Annotated in this window: 16 protein-coding genes; 3 read left to right on the top strand and 13 right to left on the bottom strand. The window is 30.9% G+C overall.

The genetic code is table 11. From position 1 onward, the window contains the following. Window positions 1-14: 14 nt before the first annotated feature. From OYT91_RS02515 to OYT91_RS02575, 13 genes are all read right to left on the bottom strand, one after another. The gene (locus OYT91_RS02515) at window positions 15-971 is read right to left on the bottom strand and encodes a fibronectin type III domain-containing protein (RefSeq protein WP_281239371.1); all 957 of its coding nucleotides are present in this window, start codon (window positions 969-971) and stop codon (window positions 15-17) included. Further along, a complete protein-coding gene (locus OYT91_RS02520) occupies window positions 955-1,479 on the bottom strand; it encodes a hypothetical protein (RefSeq protein WP_281239372.1) in 525 nt (174 codons plus the stop codon). Before OYT91_RS02520 ends, OYT91_RS02515 begins: the two co-directional genes overlap by 17 nt. Beyond that, window positions 1,472-2,659, bottom strand: a complete 1,188-nt coding sequence (locus tag OYT91_RS02525) for a PilN domain-containing protein (protein ID WP_281239373.1) — start codon at window positions 2,657-2,659, stop codon at window positions 1,472-1,474. Before OYT91_RS02525 ends, OYT91_RS02520 begins: the two co-directional genes overlap by 8 nt. After that, window positions 2,659-4,572 carry a type II secretion system protein GspD gene (locus tag OYT91_RS02530; RefSeq protein ID WP_281239374.1) on the bottom strand — a complete coding sequence of 638 codons (1,914 nt, stop codon included), beginning with the start codon at window positions 4,570-4,572 and terminating at the stop codon, window positions 2,659-2,661. The genes OYT91_RS02525 and OYT91_RS02530 overlap by 1 nt, the downstream gene beginning before the upstream one ends. Continuing rightward, a complete protein-coding gene (locus tag OYT91_RS02535; RefSeq protein ID WP_281239375.1) occupies window positions 4,573-5,976 on the bottom strand; it encodes a GspE/PulE family protein in 1,404 nt (467 codons plus the stop codon). Further along, on the bottom strand, window positions 5,976-6,458 hold the full coding sequence (locus OYT91_RS02540) for a prepilin peptidase (protein ID WP_281239376.1): 483 nt from the start codon (window positions 6,456-6,458) through the stop codon (window positions 5,976-5,978). Before OYT91_RS02540 ends, OYT91_RS02535 begins: the two co-directional genes overlap by 1 nt. A 1-nt stretch (window position 6,459) precedes the next feature. Continuing rightward, a complete protein-coding gene (locus OYT91_RS02545) occupies window positions 6,460-6,894 on the bottom strand; it encodes a type IV pilin protein (protein ID WP_264566840.1) in 435 nt (144 codons plus the stop codon). Between the two features lie 74 nt (window positions 6,895-6,968). Further along, window positions 6,969-8,090: a type II secretion system F family protein gene (locus OYT91_RS02550; RefSeq protein ID WP_281239377.1), complete on the bottom strand. Its 1,122-nt coding sequence runs from the start codon at window positions 8,088-8,090 to the stop codon at window positions 6,969-6,971. Continuing rightward, window positions 8,087-8,578 carry a hypothetical protein gene (locus tag OYT91_RS02555; protein WP_281239378.1) on the bottom strand — a complete coding sequence of 164 codons (492 nt, stop codon included), beginning with the start codon at window positions 8,576-8,578 and terminating at the stop codon, window positions 8,087-8,089. Before OYT91_RS02555 ends, OYT91_RS02550 begins: the two co-directional genes overlap by 4 nt. Further along, window positions 8,571-8,918: a hypothetical protein gene (locus OYT91_RS02560; protein WP_281239379.1), complete on the bottom strand. Its 348-nt coding sequence runs from the start codon at window positions 8,916-8,918 to the stop codon at window positions 8,571-8,573. Before OYT91_RS02560 ends, OYT91_RS02555 begins: the two co-directional genes overlap by 8 nt. Beyond that, on the bottom strand, window positions 8,893-10,104 hold the full coding sequence (locus OYT91_RS02565; RefSeq protein ID WP_281239380.1) for a hypothetical protein: 1,212 nt from the start codon (window positions 10,102-10,104) through the stop codon (window positions 8,893-8,895). Before OYT91_RS02565 ends, OYT91_RS02560 begins: the two co-directional genes overlap by 26 nt. A 6-nt stretch (window positions 10,105-10,110) precedes the next feature. Further along, window positions 10,111-11,007 carry a toxin-antitoxin system YwqK family antitoxin gene (locus tag OYT91_RS02570; RefSeq protein ID WP_281239381.1) on the bottom strand — a complete coding sequence of 299 codons (897 nt, stop codon included), beginning with the start codon at window positions 11,005-11,007 and terminating at the stop codon, window positions 10,111-10,113. 141 nt (window positions 11,008-11,148) lie between these two features. After that, on the bottom strand, window positions 11,149-13,872 hold the full coding sequence (locus OYT91_RS02575; RefSeq protein WP_281239382.1) for a zinc-dependent metalloprotease: 2,724 nt from the start codon (window positions 13,870-13,872) through the stop codon (window positions 11,149-11,151). 386 nt (window positions 13,873-14,258) lie between these two features. Here OYT91_RS02575 and OYT91_RS02580 point away from each other — a divergent pair, with 386 nt between their 5' ends. From OYT91_RS02580 to OYT91_RS02590, 3 genes are read left to right on the top strand one after another with little or no spacing between them, the layout of a single operon-like run. Then, window positions 14,259-14,762: an OmpH/Skp family outer membrane protein gene (locus tag OYT91_RS02580; RefSeq protein ID WP_281239383.1), complete on the top strand. Its 504-nt coding sequence runs from the start codon at window positions 14,259-14,261 to the stop codon at window positions 14,760-14,762. Continuing rightward, window positions 14,749-15,351, top strand: a complete 603-nt coding sequence (locus tag OYT91_RS02585; protein WP_281239384.1) for a hypothetical protein — start codon at window positions 14,749-14,751, stop codon at window positions 15,349-15,351. The genes OYT91_RS02580 and OYT91_RS02585 overlap by 14 nt, the downstream gene beginning before the upstream one ends. Continuing rightward, window positions 15,348-21,014 (top strand): hypothetical protein, encoded by a 5,667-nt coding sequence (locus tag OYT91_RS02590; protein WP_281239385.1) that lies wholly within the window; start codon window positions 15,348-15,350, stop codon window positions 21,012-21,014. Before OYT91_RS02585 ends, OYT91_RS02590 begins: the two co-directional genes overlap by 4 nt. The last annotated feature ends 6 nt before the right edge of the window (window positions 21,015-21,020 follow it).

A 21,020-nucleotide genomic window follows, 5' to 3' on the forward strand; every position in this document is an offset into this window, starting at 1 on the left:
TTATTGAGAATTATTTATTTTACTATAAATTTAAAAGGGGTACTATAGATGCTTATGTTTCCAGCCAAATCGGTTGCTTTAATTCTCCAATAATAACTTCCTAATGCTGTGAAAGCTTTATCAAAAGATGCTGTTGAAACGTCATTTTTTTGAACTATAGTTGTAAAATTAATATCGTTTGCGAATTCTATAGTGTACGTAATAGGTGATTGAATAGCACCTACATCGGCTAGGATTGACCAACTAAAATTAATTGTTTGGTTTGTTGTAAATGTTGCATTTTGTATGGGAAGAGTATTGCTAGGTTGATTGGGATTAGTTCTGTCAACCGAAAATGTACTTGTACTAAAAGGTGTTTCAGATGTTCCATTTACTCCTTTTATTTTCCATTTATATTTAGCTTCTGCACTTAAATTGGTGCTATTTATTATAAATGTTGGGTTCGTAATATTTGTTTCTTGAAAAACAATAGTTTCTCCATTGGTCACATTTAATAATTCAAAATCGTAATAATCTGCAATTGTAAGTGCTGCCCAATTACAGGTTAGAGTGCTACTTTTCGTATAATAATTATCTACTGGGTTTTTTAAAATTATTTGTTGCTTACTTAAATCGGTTGATTCGATGACAGAAAAATCACCTTGATGGGAATAGGAAGATTGATATGCGAAATTTTCTCCCCTTACTCTCCATTGGTATTCCCCAAGTGGGAGAGGATATGTTAAATTCGTTTTGGTTATTAATGAATCTAATACTTTTGTTTTATCAGTTTTAAAAATTTGTATTCGATATTTATCTGAGTCGGAAAGGTTATTCCATTTAAAAGTAACAACATTACTTTCAATCTCTTCATAATCTTTAGGGGATATAAGTTCTATCATATCATTTGTTATGTCTTTTTCCAATACATCATCACAAGAAAACAAAATTAATGCAATTGCTATTATTGAAACTCTATTTATTTTTTTCATAATTTTGAAATATAATTTTAAAATGTAAAAGATCTGTTTTGTTATTTTTTTTTGAGACATAGAAATGCATATTTACAATTCTTGAATCACTAAAATTTTTCTCAAAATCGTATCCTAATTGTAATAATTGATTTGTATTACCGGTAACATCCAGTTGATTTGTGATAATGGTATGATTTTCATCTTGAAAAAGGTGTATCGGTTCTAATACATTAATTGATACTTTAGGGTGTCTTTTTGCTGTAAAGTTTACAATTTCTTGCTGTATTACCTCTTTTGACACTCCTTCTTTGCCTATTAGCCTGTCTAAATAAGCCACCTCTTTAGCCAAATAGCTTGAATTATTCGCTTTTTTATTTACATCTTCAATTTTTTCTGACAAAGCATTATGTTCTTTTAATACTTGAATTAATGTACTAAATGACCTTTTGTATGCAGTTATCGCAATTATAAAAGTCAAAATGAGTAACGCTAGAAATTTTTTCTTAAATGAATATTTTTCAAACATTTTTTATTGTGATTTTTATTTCAAATTGAGATTTGTTTTTTTTGTCTTTTTTCAAACTGATAATTTCAAAATTTGATAACCAATTCATTTTTTTTAAACTTTCCATCCAAGTGTTAAATGAAGATTCATTAAAAGTTTCTCCTTTTACATTTATTGTGTTTGACTCAAAAATTAATTTTTGGTTTGCTTTTGATTCCTTGGTTAGAGGAGTTATTTCTAAAACGGTTAATGAGACATCTTGCGGAACTATTTTAATGATTTCATAAGAATAGAAGGATAGGAATTTTGAAGATGAGAACCCTGATTCTATCAGTATTTTCTCTTTATTTTCTTTTTGTTTTTCTAAATTTAATGTTTGTTGATAGTTTTTATCGGTATATATATTTTGAATATTCAGAGCTGTGTTTTTGGATGTATAATACTGAATTAAAAAGAAACTTATCAAAAGCGAAATTAAGAAACCAACTAGAATTGAGATTCCAAAATATTTAAAAGCTTTCTTGTATATAATTTCGTCTGTATTTAAAGTCTCAATTTTTGTTTTTGAAATTTCTTTAGATTTTATAAAAAAATCGATTACTGTAGCATATAGAGGCAAGTATGTATTGGTGATTGTCTCGGTTCCAATGATGTAATTTTCTTTTTTTGTAGAATCAACTTGTTTTGCAAAGTTATATAGTTTTTCATTTTTGAATTCTAATAATAAATCATTAGAAACGATAGCTTCTTTTTTTATAGAATTAATCAATATTGCTGATATAAATGAACCCAAATAAATATCAATTATTTGAAAATTGTTCTTTTCAAATTTTGATATAGTGTCATTTATAATATTTTTTCTGCTAAAGCTGATAAAATCAATATTTAAACCTTTTAAGCTAGTGTGGTATATTGAGTTTAAATCAATGTTTTTATACCAACTTACATCTGCTTCATTATTGAAATCAATGGCTTTATTCAATACTCCCTTCCCATCAACCAACAAAAGCAACGGCAAATTTTGATCTACGTTTTTTTTAAGGTCCTCAAATTCTGTAAATGAAGCCATAGAAACAATCGTTACTTTATTTCCCTTTTTTTTAACTGTTAAGACATGATAAAACTCTTCATTTTCGTTTTTAATGAGTCCTATAACATGCAGTTCGTTAATTTTTATTATTTTGGATAAAATCGTAATCATTAATATACTACAGTTGGTTTGATAAATAAATGTAATTTTGATGTGCTTTTCCCCTTTTGTCGACTACTGAAAAACCATTTAATGATTGGTATTCTTGAAATTACAGGTGTTCCGGTTCCAGAATTTTCTTTTTTTAATTCATCTAATCCTCCTAATAAAATCATTTCATTATTTTTCACCCTAACAAGAGATTCAAATTTTTGCGTTGCTTTTCCTGGAGGAGCATCTTCACCAGCTCGAGCTAAAAAAGAACTTTTTTCGACAACAATAGTTAGAGTTACATTTTCATCTGTTGAGACAAAAGGCTTTATTGATAAACTTAGATTGGCGTCGGTCGATTTCCAAACACCAGAATTTAATACATCATTACCAATACTGTTGTTTATAAGTCGATTAGTTTGTTCGAAATAATAACTGGTTTCGCCAATTGAAAGTTTTGCCTCATGACCGCTTATAGTCGCAATTTTTGGTGTTGATTCTACATTAATAATAGAATTATTTTCGAGTAATTTCAAATTGGCATAAAATGACTCTGCAACTTTACCTAATTTAAAAATACCAAAACCATTAAAGGCGTCAATTAGACTATTTATGGATGATGAATTTACGACTACATCAGTGGTAGGGAATATTGTTCCGCTAGTAACTACTTTATTCAATTTGTCTATTCCAGCCTTCATACCAGTTTGAATAGAATACGATTTATTGTACTGGACAATAATAACCTCAATTTGAACCATAGGCACAACTTTATCTATCTGTTTTATGTATAATTTTAATTCATCAACGGTATTTTTTGATCCAGAAACTATTAATCCGTTCAATTCTGTAAATTCTTTTATTTCTAATTTATCGGAAAATACTTTTGGTAATGAACCGAGAACTAGTTCTATGGATCTATTTTCCATTTGTATTAGTTCCGTTACTCTTAAACCTTCAGTAATTTGTTCTCCAATTAAATAAAACGCTCCTTGTTTTTTGAATGTGTATTTTTTTCCTTCAAGAATTTGTTCTAAAAGATCATCAAATGTTATATTTTCTACAGAAAGCGTAATTTTTTCATTTTCTGGTTTGTTATAAAAAAAGTAATTAATTTTTAGTTTCTCTGCAGATTCAGTTATTAAATCTGCTACGTCTGCTGCATATGCTTTAACAGTCAATAATCCATTTTTATTTATTAAAACATCATAATACCCTGGAAGTCCTACAGCAGCTTTTGGTTGCTTGGCTTTTAAATTTGAATTGTTACTAGTTGAATTTATGGATGATTCTACATTGTTTTTTTCGATATAATAAATTCCATCATCATCTTTTGTTACTATTAAATCATTTGATTTTGCAATCATTTGTATTACTTGGTCAAAAGGGCGATTTAGTATATAAGAGGAAACGGTTATGTTTCTGATCGTTGGAGCCAAAATCAAATTTTTACTTGTTTTGTCTATAATTGTTTTAATAACGGACGATAAAGTGTCATTTTCTAATTTAACAGATAAGAAATCATTTAGTGGATTGTAAGTAACATCAATTATTTTTGCTGATTTTTTTTGGACAATAACTTTTTCAATTCTTTTGTTGAAAATAATAATGTTATTTCTAAAAGTTACTTCGAGATCGTATTTTTGAACTAAATGTATAAAAACATCTTTAACTTTTACATCAAAAAAATTATTAGATACCATTTGAGTTAGACTCTGATCCACATCAACATTTAATTGATGATCTTCTGCGATAGTAGAAATAAAGTCATGGAGTGTAAGGCCATTTATATCTATTTTTATTGATTCGTCAAGCCCTTTATTCTGCGCTGACATTGCATCAAAATTTTTAACTAATTCATTTATATCTTGTTGCGCAATAATAGTATTTGTAAAAAATAAACCAATTAGAACGTAAATTATTTGTTTGAACATTTATATGTTTATTAAAATAGAATAAATTTCTTCTAGTGCTGTTTCTCCTTTTGATAAGATATCAAATGCCTTTTCAGACAATGATTTGTAATTATCGCTAGTGTTATATTGTTTTGATATTGTATTGTTTTTTATGGCTTCAACGATAGTATTTTCAATTGGTAAAACTTCATAAATAGCTGTTCGGCCTTTATAACCTGTATGATAGCATTTATTGCAACCTACAGCTTTATAGTAACTAGTAACTTCATAAGGAAATTGGAAATTACTTGGGAAATCACTTTTGTTGCACTTAACTTCTTTCTTGCAATCATTGCATAGCTTTCTTATCAATCGTTGTGCTACCGACAGGTTTAAAGTCTCTGCTATCAAATAAGATGGAACTCCCATGTCTATTAGTCTTGATATAGTTCCAATTGCTGAATTCGTATGAATGGTCGATAATACTAAATGTCCCGTTAAAGATGCTCTAATTGCCATCAATGCTGTTTCTGAATCTCGAATTTCTCCAAGCATAATGACATCTGGATCTTGTCGCAAAAACGATTTTAAAGCAGTTGAAAAAGTAAGTCCGATATCTTCTTTTAATTGAACCTGATTGATTCCTTTTAATGTATATTCAATTGGATCTTCTACTGTAACAATGTTTCTCTTGCTGTCATTGAGCAATCTGAGAGTAGCGTACAGTGTGGTTGTTTTTCCAGATCCAGTTGGGCCACTTATTAAAATAATTCCATTCGGTTTTTTTACGGCTTCTAAATAGTTTTGTAATTCTTCTTGCTGAAGACCAAGAGTATTCAAATCGATATTTGAGGCATCTTGTCCTAACAAACGCATAACTATTTTTTCGCCAAATAAAGTGGGTAAAATAGAGACCCTAATGTCAAATGAGTCATTAGTGATTCTTCCATCTTGTGGCAAACGTTTTTCGGTAATGTTAAGCTTAGCTTTTATCTTTACTTTGTTGACTAATTCCAGATAATTGTCTTTTTCAACTTTATATCGCTCGATTAACTGGCCATCAATTCTAAACCGAATTCTGGATGAATCTTCATAAATTTCAAAATGAATATCACTGCATTTTAGAGATTTTGCTTCTCCCAATAAATTTTCAAGGAAATCACCTTTGTCTACATTAATGGATTTACTTGAACCAGTAAGCCGTTCTTTGCGATAATAAATGGATAATGCTTTTTCAATTTCTGATGAATCAAATGAGATTAAGGATATGTTTTTTCCAATAAAAAGTTCTAATTCTTCTTTGGTATCCAGATTGTTATTCGATTCATCTATATAAAGTTCTAAACAAGAATCAGATACAGTTTTTGGCAATACTCTATACTGATTTGCTATGTCATTGGACAAAATATGCTGATTTTCCGGATGAACTATTATAGTCTGCATTATATTAAAGAGATTTTCGGGATGCTTAATAAACCATCCATTGCAAGAATTATGAATAAAAATAATGCCGAAAATCCTGCTAAAGGTACCGTATTGTGTTTCATTTTTTTTCTCAATGTAAATTGTAAACAAATGGCAAAAATCATTGAAAGTATAAAAAAGAGAACGTAGTTTTTAAGATTGAATAAAGGAGCAATGCTGATGTAAAATAACAAATCACCTAAACCAAAATAGTTCTCAAAAGGATTTAAAAAGCATTTGTTTTTTAAACTCATATAAAGGGTTAATATGCTTAGAGTTATTAGAAAAAAGCATAAGTTTAGAATCATGATTTTATTTGAAAGTTTATTTTCTTGTTTTATTATAAAATAGGATGACAAGAAAATAAGTATAGGCAAAACCACATGAATTGCTCTGTATTTCCAATCTTGAAAAAACAGAACAAGTAGACAAAGTAATAAACCTATAAAAATTATATCCAATTTATTCTTTTGTTACTTCTGTTAACATTTTTTTACTATCAATTTCCCAAGTGTTTAAAGCTCCATCTCCATCCAAATCTGAGGTTGCTGTTGCTCGAGCCAAAAAGGAATCATTTGAAGCTTCTACTATTTCAATTTTATATACCGCTTGACCGCCTTCGTCAACGGTAAGTTCTGGTTCGAAACCAAGCTCTTCTAGGTTACTTGAATATTTTGAATGTCTATAAAAATGGCTTTTTTCTAGGCCATAAACTTGATTTAACATCGCTTGAGCCTCAATCGCTTTTGCTTGACCAATAACTGAGGTTTGATTGGGTAATACCATTAAGAGTAGTATACCAATGATACATAAAACAATCAAAATTTCAGTTAAAGAGTAGGCTTTAACCATTGTTGTTTTGGTGTTTTGAAAGTATTTTTTAATATTATTCAACATCTTTATGTTATTTTATTCGTTAAAAATTGTTAATTCCAAAAGTCGCAAAAATACAAATAGTAATGAAATTATTGTTATTTATTTATTATTTTACTTAAATCAAACATTGGGGCATACATAGAGACCATTATTACTCCAACAATCACTCCAATTACTATAATGATCATAGGTTCCAAAATAACACCTATCATCTTTGTTTGATGGCTAATTTCCTCATTATATTGTTCTGTTAACCTTTCAAACATAGTTTCAAGTTGATTCACTTGTTCAGCTACTTCAACCATAGAAACCATTTTATTCTCGAATACATTGTGTTTTTTTAAACTTTCATGTAAGGAAGCTCCTCTTGTTATATCTTCTTTTATTTCTTCAATAGCAACTTCAATAGGATAGAAGCCTATCATTTTTGCGGTTAATGTCAAAGAATTTATTAATGTTGTTTTAGATGTAATTAATAAATTCATAGCTTGGCAAAAGCGGGATATATAAATTTTTCGAATTAAATTTCCAAAATAGGGTGTTCTCAAAATTATTTTTGTTGTAAATGCTCGGTAATTTTGATCTTTTTTAAGTAAAGTATGTGTAGCGATTAGCCCAATTATAATGGCTAATACGACCGTAAAAATTGCTCCTGAATGATTTGATAATTTTATAATGATTTGAGTGCTTTGTGGTAATTCACTTCCAAATTGTCTGAAAACAGAACTGAACATTGGCACTACTTTATTGAGCATAAAATAAAGCACCAAAAAGGTAACCAGCATTACAATCGCTGGATAGGTCAACACAGAGATAATTTGCCTTTTCATTTGGATTTTTCTGTTGAAATATTTTTGTAATTCGGCTAAAACTTCTTCTAGTTTACGGGTTTCTTCTCCTATTTGAATGCTGTAATATTCGTAAGGTGAAAATTGATTTGTTTCTTTTATTGATTCATAAATGCTTCTTCCTTCTACAACCTTGTTCTTTAATTCAATGATTATTTCTTTTTCAAATTTATTGGAAGACTGGTTGCCTAATATTTCTAATGCTTTTTTAAAATCGACTCCCGATTTTAAAAGCATACTCAACTCTCTGTAAAATACTTCTTTTTGTTTATCTGAAAGTGATTTTGAAAACTGAAGATTAATACTTTCAATTTTAATTGGTTTTTTTTTAGATTTTGCAGGTTTATATGTACTTAAATCAAGACTCATTTTTCGTTGTTTTCTTTTAATAATAATTCATTTGCATAAATGCGCTTATAGAATTTTAAGTCCATTTTGTTTTCATTTATTTCTATATTGAATTTCAATTTTTGAAAAACAAATTGTTCCGATTTACTTTTTACAGTATCAATATGTATTTGATTAAGCTTAATTTTAAATGTATCTATGAATATTTCATTATTTCTCAAAGTATAGTCTTCAAGAAAACTATATTTTATGTTTTCTCCAGAATAACCTTTAAATGTAATTTCATTGTCAATAACAGTCATTTTTTCGTTTTCAAAAATATCTTTGTTGACACTATAAGTCAATCTATTTAAATCACAGATTGATTCATTCTGATTTTTGTAATCCATCATTCTTTCTGTTACAATAGAAAAAACCACAAATATTATGCTCATAATGATAGCGGTTATAGCCATTCCGACAATAGCCTCTACTATAGAAAAAGCAGATGTCATTTTTCTGTTATTCATGATTATTTTGAATATAAAAACTTTTTTCAAACTCAAACTGTGCGCTGTCTTTAAAGCGGATGGTTGTTTTTTTTAGGTTTTCATTAATGTATTCTTCTTCAACTGATAAATTTTCATTTTCGTTTTCATTTAGTAAGGAGTCATTTTTTATTTGTGATAAAAAGAATAATTCATTTACTTTATTTTGGGTATTATAGAATTTTGCAGATGTTCTTGGTGTAAAAACTGTTGCAAAAATCAGTATTGTGAAATAAAAACATATTGAAATAATAGTCAAAGCAATGACTGATTCCAATATAGAATTTGCTCTTAAACTATAATACTTTTTTAATGATGCCATGAGATACATTTTTTGAATCAAATATTGGAATTGAAATAAAATAGTTTGGTCTTTTTTTAGCATTAATTTCTATATCCGAAATAGTATTGTCATAGGATGCAGATTCCGTTTTGTAAAATAAACGATTGGTATAAACAGAACCGTAAACTTTACTTTTTAAAAATAATTTTCCCGTGCAATAAATGTCGCCAAATAGCAATCCTTCTTCATCTATCTCTATACTATTTTTGTCTATCATTTCATTTGTGTTGCCAAATAGAACAACAGCACCAGTTATTTTGCACTCTTTTTTTATTTTTATTTTGCTGTCATCCCCAGTTTCGTTGTAAATGCATAGTACAGAAGGGTAGTTTAAAATAACATTTTGTTCCAATTCTATTCTTTCAGATGCAAAAGCTTGAACGGTTCCCTTAAATCCAGCTTCAAATGTTATTTTTGGTGCAATCAATATTACATCTTCTAAAACGGTATTTTTTTTAATATGTAAAGAATCTTTGGAGCGTATAATAAAATTGCCTTTAAAAATTACATTCGAAACAATGGAGTTTAGATAAATTTCTTTAGTTGTATTAAAAAAAGAGTTGAAGTATAAAGAATCTTTTGGTTTTTCAACATCAGATAAATTTGTTTTTATAGCTCGTATTCCATAGAATATTTTCTTAAAATCAGGATTGATCTCTGGAAGTTGATTTTCAGAAATAGTATTTTTTCCATCGATTATAAGTTGATTGGGTCTATTGTTAATATAAGCAGTTTCGATATAGGTTGATGGGAGTGAATTGTCTCCAATCAATCTTACGGTACCGGTATATGTAAGTGATTTAGAGAAATTGGTTAAAAACAATGCTGATTTGTCTTTGGTGTAAAGTCCGATAAAATGTGCAGACTGAACGGTGTCTTTATTTGTTTCTGATTTCACCAACAAAAGATTTAACAGACCATAAGGTTTTGTTGCGTAGCTTCCTATAATACCTGATTTTTCATCTTGAATGGGTTCTTGTAATGTCTCTTTATTCTCTAAGGCAAGATTTACAATAGATTGATTATTGATGTATAATTCTTCCTGAAGATTATAGTATAGATTGAGTTGTCCGTATAAATTTGTAAAAAACAATAAGGCACCGCATATTATTGAGACAATAAGGCAAATATAAATAGCATATAGTAAACTGTGAGCCTTGACCATTTCTTTTTATTTGCTTGTTTTCTTTTTAAATAATTTATTATAATAGCGATTAAATAAATTTTCTTTTTTAGGTGTAGCACCAGAGTTTATATTGGCTTCATTGTTTGCTTTATCTAATGCTTTTTTGTTCTTTTCATCTTCTTTTAAGGCTTTTTTAGTAGCTTTTGCTGTTAATTTTGTTGCTTTTTCAGCCTTATTGGCTTCTTTTTTACGCATCTTAGCACTTGCTTTTTCTTTTTCTAATGCTAATTCTTGTGCTTTTATATATTCTTTCTCAGCAGTTTTTGCTTGCTTGATTTTTGCTTTTTCAGATTCGATTGCTGTTTTTTTATTTTGCTCGTCTTTTAACTCTTGAAGTTTTAGTGTTAACTTGTCTAATTTCGATGTTTTTTGTTTTTTCAATGCTGGTACACCATTGTTAAAATTAACAGTGTCCTTTTTTACAAAATCATACCATTTCCCTTGTTTTTTGTCATTTTTATAACAACCGCTTTCTTCAATAAGTCCGTTTTTGTCATATTTGTTATACATGCCTGTTCGTAGTCCTCTGCTCCATTTTTGAGTGCTTTCTAGTGAACCATTGGGATGCCAAGTTTTCCAAATGCCTACTTTTAAGCCATTTTTAAAGTTTCCTTTTTCGGCGATTTGATTACTATGATACGTTTTTAAAAAAACCTCATTTAGTAAGTCTCCTCCAAAATCACCTTGCGCGCTGTGAATTGCACCGCCTTTAAACCAATAATATACTTTATTTGCTTTCGGTGTTGTAGTTTTGTTTGTAACATAGAATTCATATCTATAATCTTGATCACTGATTCGTTTTATTGAATAAGGGTCTGAAAACGATACTAGTAAAAAAGTAATAAAAAAGTAAAGTGGAGATAAAGACAGTTTTGTTTTCAAAGCAGATTAAGTTTAATAATGGGCACAAGATAGTATTTTATAAATTGTTTTTCAAAAATTATTGTAGTCTAAATATTATTTTAGTTTCAATTATTTTTGTTTTTTTTCAGCATTTTTAGGTTAATAGCATTGGATTCTCAATTAGTATTCAATTACTAATTTTTTTACGGTTTTTTTATCTCCATCAGTTAATTCCAATATATATATACCAGTTTTAATTTTACTCAAGTCAATGTTTTTGTTAAAATTTGATTCGTTTTTATAATTTTTATAAAAAATTTGTCTTCCCAATAAATCGTAAATGGAAAGTTTTATATCATTTGTACTAGTGCTCGTAAACTGGATATTAAAATTTCCTTTATTTGGATTTGGGTATAAATTAAAATTATCGATTTCAAAATTTGTAGCCACTAAAGAATTTGATTTTATGCAGATTTTTAATGATGCAGATTCTAATACTCCATTATCCCCTGCAAATGCATCTCTTACTCTTAATGTCCACTTACCCTCTGGATTGATATTATTAAAAGCACTTAACGATTGAGCAGGAGTAACTGTTTGTAAAGTTGAATTAGTGCAAGAAAGAGGAATTCCAGAATCATCAAAATTTAGAAATAACTTGTTATTTGAAGCGCCACAAAAACTATCAAACAATTTAACAACTACTCCTTGAGGATTAACCAATTCTATTTGAACATCTGGTAAATAAGGGTGGTTAAGTTTTATTTCTACATTTATATCAGCCACATTCTCTGTAGATGTGGGTACGTCAACTGATAATGAACTATAAGCTTCAGACTCTGGTATTGCAAAAGGAGTCGTAAATAAGTATGAATTACAAGAAGATGCAATTGAATTTTTAATTAAAAAAGTTTGACTATTAACAGCATAATAGATATTTGATGTAGGTTCTATTAAAATTCTACAATCTGTTGCACTAATTTCGGGTACTATGATTTGTTCAGAACCATCATTTGGTGTATTGGAAACTAAAATTATTGGGAAAGTCAAACCACCATCGGTTGAAAGTTTGATATTTACATTGGTAGAACCAGATAAAGTATTAGTGTTGTTTACAGTCCAGTTTATAGTTTCTATAGTGCCTGATGTCCAATTGGTGCCTGGATTGTTTTGTGAGGTAATTGCAAAAGGACCTGTATTAGCGATTACTGTTACTACCATTGCATCGGTATTGGTTTGTGCTAAACCCAAAGGCGCATTATCTCTTCCTGTTAAAGAGAAGTTTAATGTTCTGTCTATTGAAGAAACTGACTCCCAGGTTGTAGTCAATTGGCCAAGCAGGACTTTGTCTAAAGCTGGCATATACCGATTAGCCGAACTACTTGGTGCGGTAGATCTAAAAAGTGGGCCATTGGTTTTTGCAGCATAGGCAATGCTATTTGAACCTGTTTGATTGGTGGCAGAATCATATTGTTCCCAACAATAAGACAAGGTATTTCCATTTGGATCTGATCCTGTTCCTTTTAAAATGAAAGGTGTATTTGCTGGAATGGTGTAATCCATGCCTGCATTAATGGTTGGTGTTTGATTGACTAATATAGTAGTTGTTGGACAGGACTTTGTCGCCAGATTCTCTTGTATTTGCAATATGCTAGCATATCCAAAATAATCATCAGAATGATTTTGAACATCATAATCAGTGATTCCTGCATACCCCATAATAGTAGACCCACTACCAGGTTCGACACTTACTCCAGTGCCTTCCACATCGTATGAAAAGGTATGGTTTGCGCCTAGTTGATGTCCCATTTCGTGAGCAACATAGTCTATGTCAAATGTACTACCTTCAGGTTTGGAATCGGCAGGTGAGGTATAGGCGCTTCCTTTTCCTTTGGTATAAGCAGGTGTTGAAATTGTCTTGGTAGTTGGACTGCAAATACAACCAATACAACCGGCATCTCCTCCTCCTCCAGAGGCAGCAAATAAATGACCGATGTCATAGTTTCCTTCTCCAATTATGCTTGTAATTGTACTTTGCACTTCATTGTTCCAAGTTCCTGGACAGTCTCCTGTACAACCAGAAATGGTATTTAATCCTTCCGCTTCATTAGAATAGGGATCTGTATTGGAATTGGTGTATATAATCAAATTTGTATTGGCGATTAGTTCTAATTTTAATGCTAAATCTTTATTGAAAACTGCATTTACTCTTGTCATGGTAGCATTCATTCCAGCTAAAGCTCCCGTTACTGTTCCTCCAAAATAGTTTGCATACTCTCCAGTACAGGACAATGCCAAACGCATGGTTTTAAAAACACCATTATTTGATTTTAATTTATAGGCTTTTTTTATAAAACCTTTATTCAACCCAAGATCCGAAGTTCTGCACCATAAAGATAAATTTCCTTTGCTTGTATTTTTTGAAGTCGAAAGGACATAAATTGATTTGTCTTTGGTCAAAGGTTCAATAAATTCTGAACCACCATCTCCCCTCATAACAATAGTTTGTATTCCTAATGGAGAAATGCTAAAACTTATAGAAGCATTTGGATCTGTAATTCCATTTCCAGAGTAAGCTCGAATGTCAGGGTATAGCGCTTGTAATTCGGGAGCAAAATTGGACGACTCTTTTACAGCAAACTCTTCTATTGTTCCATTACTGTTTGGTATTGATATTTTTATTATTTCGTTTATATTCGATTTGCTTTGAAGACGAAACATTCTTTGCTTAAAGTCTGTTTCATTTAGGGTATAAAGTGAATTTTTGTCTACTTCAGCTTTTTTTAATATTTTTTGATTGGAAGAATTGGTTGTATTATTTACTATTTCCCAAAGAGGCTTCTCTTGTGAATAACCAATATTGTATGTTGTAAGGATTACAAAAAAAAGTAGAAATTTATTCATTTATTTAAAAATTGAACGGCTAAATTAATTTATTTTATTTGGAAAGCAAGAATAGTTTTTGACATTAAAAATTTAAAAGAGTTTTTCAATAGTATTCTTTTAAATTTTGCAACTGTTATTTTTATAAAATACTGATTGTTTAAAAATGAAAATAAAATAGTGTTATTTTTTTAAAATTACGTTGAAGTTGTTTTCTATAACATGAATATTACTTGTTAATTTAATTTGTCGTTAAATATTTTTTTTAACATACCTTTTTTTGCTAAAAATGTGTTTATTGGTTTGTTTTATGTTTATTTTCGTATTTATTCTAAAATTTTATTTTTTTTTGGTTGTAAATTCTTAAATAATTCTATTTTTGCAATTCAAAAATTAACAAGTTATTTGTGCTTAAATATAAACCTACCCCTCAGTTTGTGGTTAACACCTTATTAATAAGTGTGTTAGCTATTTTCTTGCTTTTTTATTTTTTCAAATCGAATAAAGAAATCGTCTATGTTGATACTGTGAAATTGTTTGACGGTTTTGTAATGACAAAAGAGATGAAAAGAGTAGGAGAAAAAGAATTTAATTCAAGAAAATTAGTTTTGGATAATTTGTATTCCAATTTACAGTCTCCTACAATTTCTGCTTCCGAAAAAAAAGAACTGATGCAACAATTCATTCAAGGAAAAGAAGAATTGGAACAGTTCAATCAAACTTTTGCTGCTGAGCAAACGACTAAAATTTGGTCAAGAATTAAAAGCTACACTGCTGAATTTTCCAAAGATAAAAACTATCAATTAGTAGTTGGGTCTGACAACAAACAAGCGGTATTGTTTGCAGATGAAAAAATTGATGTTACCAATGATCTTCTTACCTATTTAAACAAAAAGTATGAGGGTCTTTAATACGTTAGTTTTTATTTTTTTTATTTTTCTTCTTATTTCTTGTAAAAAAGAACCAAAAAACAATCAACAAGATTCTGAAATTAGGGATCGTTATTTCAACCTTGAAAAAATCGGTTGGAAATCCCGATCCTATACGCAAGTGGTGGATGATATCGGTTTTACTGCAACTGAAGTTCCCATTCAATATTATTTATTAAAAGATTTAGGGAGTGAAAATCTCCAACATATCGATTCTCTTTATGAAGAAAATAAAAGAGAGCGTGTTATAGAATTCACTTTTCAACAAGATGAAGAGAAAGATTTATTAGGAAAAGATTTTACAGGGATGGATTACACTGCATCTGTAAAGTACATGTCTTTTGGTCTTGATAAAGATTTCTATGTGGTAACTTCCAAAAAAGATACAATCCGCTGTTCCGGTGTAAATTTTGAACGCAATTATAAAATTGCACCCTTTCAAAAAGTACTATTATTTTTCTCAGGAATAGATCCCAACGACAAAATACAATTGATTTACAATGATTACCTTTTTAGAAAGGGAACATTAAAATTTAAATTCAAAGATCCTTTTACCCCTATAGCCTTATGATCCAAAAAGTAAAAAAAAGTAAGTTTAGAAAAACAGTCGCTATTTATTTAGCTATGATGATTCTTTTAGAAACATTCCAGCCCATGCAAATCTATGCATTGACTGGTGGGCCTTCACAGCCAGAGTTTGAGTCCTTCACACCTATAGGAACCTCGGATATGGTAGATTTGGCTAGTGGTGATTTGAATTACAATATTCCTATTATGGATGTGGGCGGTTATCCATTGAACCTAGCCTATAGTTCTGGTGTATCTATGGATCAAGAAGCTTCATGGGTTGGATTGGGTTGGGATCTTAATGTAGGACAAATATCAAGACAGCTTAGAGGACTCCCTGACGATTTTAACGGGGATGAAATGATTTATGAAAATAGTTTGAAACCAAATGTGACAATTGGAGCTAATGCTAACGTGTTTTTGGCGGCATTTGGTGTTAAGGAGAATAATAAAATTAAGAACCCTAAAGGACAAATTAGTGTTGGTATGGGTATCAAATACAATAACTACGACGGTTTTGGGACTTCTGTAAATGGGGGACTAAGTTATCAAGTTTCTGATAATTTAAATGTAGGCATGGATTTGACATCATCTGCTTCAGAAGGAGTTTCGGTATCGCCAAGTGCTACGCTTAATAATAAAAATGAGGATAATGCTAAAAAAGAAAATGTATTAAATGCAAGTGCGGGTGTAAGTTACAATAGTAGAAAGGGTGTTGAAGCAATGACAATGTCAGTTTCAAGAACGCGCAAGGACGAAAAAGCGAGAAAAGTTATTGGTACGGCTGAATCAAAAATTGGTGATTCATCATTTTCAATGGGAGGTTCTCTTTCTTTTATTGACGCTTCTTATACTCCAACTAAACGTTTAGGTATGGTGTCTTCTAATTTTATGTTTAATTTAAATTTAGAAGGAGAAATTTGGGGTATTGAGCCAGGATTAAAATTTTCAGGTTACAGAACAAGTCAGGGAATTAAAGATTCTGAGAAATATAAAGTTGAAAAAGCCTATGGTTTTGAAAACACTTATAATGCTGGGAAATCTGCTATTTTGGATTTTAACAGAGAAAAGGACAGAACGTTTAATAAAAACACTACTTCCTTGCCTATAACAAACAATACTTATGATTTGTATAATATTCAAGGGCAAGGGGTGTCGGGAATGTATCGCCCATATAAATCACAAGTAGGGTATGTCTATGATAATGAGACAACAGATGGCAGCTCTGGAGGAAATTTGGGTGTTGAGATTGGAGCTGGGGGTGGAGTCCATTGGGGATTTGATGCTACTGTGACTATTGGTAAAAGCAGTACTTCGATATGGAATAATTCAAATCCTGCTTTAGAACGATTTAAAGAAAAGAAGAAAAATAACAGACCAGATTACGAAAAAGTCTTTTTTAAAAATATTGGAGGTTTTCATACGGATAAGGAGTTAAGTTTATTCAATACTGATTTAGGAAATTACAATCCAATAAAACTAGGTATAGTTGGAAAGGGTTTTAATTTAAAAACAAATTCAAAATATTCTACAAATAAAGCGGAAATTGCTAGTATTAATCAGGTAGTTCGAAAAGAAAGGTTGTCCAGAAATCAATCTATTGAAAAATTGACCAAAGCAGAAGCTAAAAAATTTGGATTCAAGACCCAGTTTAGTGATTTTGCCAAAGACAATCACACTGCTGAAATAAGAATTACAAAAGAAGGAGGCGAACGCTATATTTATGGTAGAGCAGCTTATAACTCAATAAAAAAAGAAACAACATTTGATATTAGCGATAAAAATAATCAATATGGAAATGTTGATTCTAAAAAAGGTTTAGTGAGCTATACTCCTAATAATGATAATTCTGCAAAAAACCGAAAAGATGGAGATCAATATTTTAACAGAATAACCACTCCAGCTTATGCGCACACTTATTTGTTAACATCAGTTTTATCATCAGATTATCAGGATTTAAAAGGGGATGGCCCATCAGATGATGACTTAGGCACTTTTACCAAATTTGAATATGAAAACAAATCGGCAGATAGAGACCATACTTATAAATGGAGAGTTCCTTTTGAGGAAAATAAAGCCAATTTTGATGAAGGATTACGCTCTAGCAAAAAAGATAATAAAGGGAATTATCAATATGGCGAAAAAGAATTGCTATACATTAAAAAAATTGTTACTAAAACCCATATTGCTATCTTTCATCTTTCAGAAAGAAATGATGGATATGGAGTGAAAGGAGAGAATGGAGGATTAAGTGCTGATTCTAAGATGTATAAATTAGACAAAATCTCTTTGTATTCAAAACCTGAATATGTAGCCAAAGGCGAACAAGCAATTCCAATAAAAGAAGCACATTTTGAATATAATTATAGTCTTTGTCAGGGGATTGATAATAATAGTAAAAGCGCAAGTACCGATGCTAAGGATGCAGGACAGAAAGGAAAGTTAACATTAAGCAAAATTTATTTTACCTATAAAAATTCGAGCATGGGAAAATTTACTCCCTATGTTTTTAATTACGGATTCAATCCTGATTATGATATGAAGGCTTATGATGTTTGGGGAAATTACAAACCAGTTGATGAAAATGTTGGACTGGCTACTACAGCTCCGCTATCCAATGCCGAATATCCTTTTGTAGATCAAAAAGACAAAGCAAAAACAGATCAATACACTTCAGCTTGGTTGCTAAAATCGATTCATTTGCCATCAGGTGGTCAAATGGAATTAAATTATGAATCGGATGATTATGGAAAGGTACAGAATAAAGATGCTATGCAAATGTTTAAAGTTGTGGGAAGTGGAACCAAAGAGGGACTTATTGCTGCAAATATTAGTAATACTGAAAAAAGCACATTGAAAAGTTTAGGTAAATACATTTATGTAGAATTAGATCATAAAATTGTAGATAAGTCATCCAATAGTAATAAATCTATCTCAGAAATTTTTCGCGATCAATATTTAAAATCTATTGGTGACGAAAGTAATCCTCTTTATTTTCGATTTATGCTTAATATGGTGAATCCTAATCCTCTGCCTGGAATTAATGGCACTGATAAATACGATTATGTTACAGGTTATATGAGGTTAAATAAGAAAATGAGTGATTATGACTTTAAAGAAATTAATGGAAAACAATATGTTGCCATACCTCTTGAATATGTAGATAAAGGCGATGGTTTTAATTCTAAAAGTCATGATGTAAACCCAATAATCAAAGCAGGTTGGAATTTTGGAAGGCATAATTTGAACAGGTTAGTTTACAGCATGCACAATGAAGAAGATACGAATAATTTAAAAGGAGTTGTAACAGAGCTTATTGGTTGGTTACCTGCATTGCTTGATATTTTCAAGAGTCCAAATGGTAAATTAGAACAGACCGGAATTGCCAGTAAATTTGTAACTGGTAAATCATGGATTCGCTTAATGCAGCCTGATGCTAAGAAATTGGGCGGAGGCAGCAGAGTAAAAGAGATAAGTATTCATGATCAATGGGATGTAATGACAGGCCATGATAACGATACTAATTATAAACAGTTTTATGGACAGCAGTATTCCTATAATACAGTTGATAAAGAGGGAAATCCTACAGAGAAATCTTCTGGGGTAGCTACTTACGAGCCTCTAGGCTGTAAGGAAAATCCATTTGTAAAACCTTCATACGATGTTAATAAACCTGAATTGTTACTAGGTCCAGATACAGATAATTATGTTGAAGAACCGTTTGGTGAATCCTTTTTCCCTTCTCCAAAAGTTACTTACAGCAGGGTGGCAGTTAGTAATTTGTCCAGAAATAATACAGAAAATGCGACAAATCCATTAATTGTAAAAAAACATGCAACGGGTACAGTTGTAACGGAGTTTTATACGGCTAATGAATTTCCAACTATTGTGGATCGAACAGTATTATCTGGAGGTCATAAGCAATCAACATCACTTGCCAGCATATTGAATTTATATGTTAGAAATCAGATTACTTTGTCGCAAGGGTATTCTATTCACACCAATGATATGGATGGTAAAATGAAAAGTCAGCGAGTATATGGTGAAGGACAAAAAGAAGCAATATCAGGTGTTGACTACAACTATAATACTGTTGTCAAAAGTGGAAATCTAAATCAAGGCTTGTTAGACAATACCATACAAACTGTCGATTCTAAAGGTGCAATTTCTAAGAGATTAGTAGGTGTCGACTATGATGTGATTAATGATTTTAGAGAAAATAAATCCACAACTACAACAGCTGGAATTCATTATAATACAGCGGGATTGCCTTTGTTTTTAATTTTTGTAATAGTTTTTGTGCCATTGCCTAGTTTTTCTAAAAGTGAGAATCAGATACGTACTGCTGTAACCACAAAGGTGATTCACACTTCAGGAATCCTTTCGGAGAAAGTGGCTTATGATCTAGGGTCAAAAGTTTCAACCAAAAACCTGGCTTGGGATGCCGAAACTGGAGATGTATTGCTTACCGAAACGGTGAATGAATACAATGATAAATATTTTAATTTTAATTTTCCGGCCTATTGGAGTTATGACGGAATGAGTCAGGCAGCCAAGAATATTGGTCTGGAATGGAACGTTGCCAAAACAGGAAACAATCAGTATCAGTTTACTGGAGCTGGAGATTACAAAGCATCGGATTACTTAATTGATGGTGACGAAGTTTATTTAAGCGGTATTGGAACTGATGGCAGAACTAAAAACGCACTTAAAGCTTGGGTAGTAAAAGTAAATGCAGCTACTTTCCAGTTGTTGGATAAAGATGGATTATTGGTTAAAGGTAATATTGTTAATACAGGAACCATAAAAGTAATTCGTTCCGGTCATCGCAACCTGCAAATGGCTTCGATGGCGAGTGTTACTTCTATGCGTAATCCTTTGTATAATTATGATGCCAATAATAAAATTACTACTGTCAAAGAAAATATAGGAGGGAATCCTTTCTTCTCTACCTCTGCGAGTGATCGAATTGTAAATGCTTCTGCGATTGAGTACAATGACATGTGGCCTTCGCAATGCGAGTGTAATTTACCTAGAATGTTTTTTGGAAAAGATGGTAAATTACAATTTGAATACGAAAAAGACAATAGTCTGGACGAGCAAGAGGACATTATCAAGCGTTCCTACAACCCGTATCTCTATAACATACTAGGGAACTGGAGAGCCAACAAGTCCTATGCATACCTAACAGGAAGAAACTACACTGTAGACCCGACACCTCGTAAAACAGGATATTTTGCCGATTTTGCACCATTTTACATACTTACAGGAGGCAAATGGGGGATTACGGTCGATAACTATAAACGATGGACGTTTGCTTCTCAAGTTACCCAATACAATCCTTACGGGCAAGAAGTGGAAAACAAAGATGCTTTAAACCGTTATTCTGCGGCTTTGTATGGGTACAACAATCGTTTTCCGGTTGCAGTTGCTTCCAATACTAAATACAGTGAGCTGGCCTCGGATGGTTTTGAGGATTATGACTCTATTGCCTGTGCCAAACAATCTCATTTTGACTTTAAAGCACAGCTGAAAGTTAATGAAGTAAGTGTTTCTAGCAAACAATCCCACACCGGAAGGAAAAGCTTAAAAATAGAACCGAGTAAAAAAGCAGTATTAAAAAAACAAGTAGTTAGCTGCAGCACAGCAGGAGTAACTACTAAATAAGAATAA

The sequence above is a fragment of the Flavobacterium praedii genome (assembly GCF_026810365.1).
GTDB classification, from domain to species: Bacteria; Bacteroidota; Bacteroidia; order Flavobacteriales; family Flavobacteriaceae; genus Flavobacterium; species Flavobacterium praedii.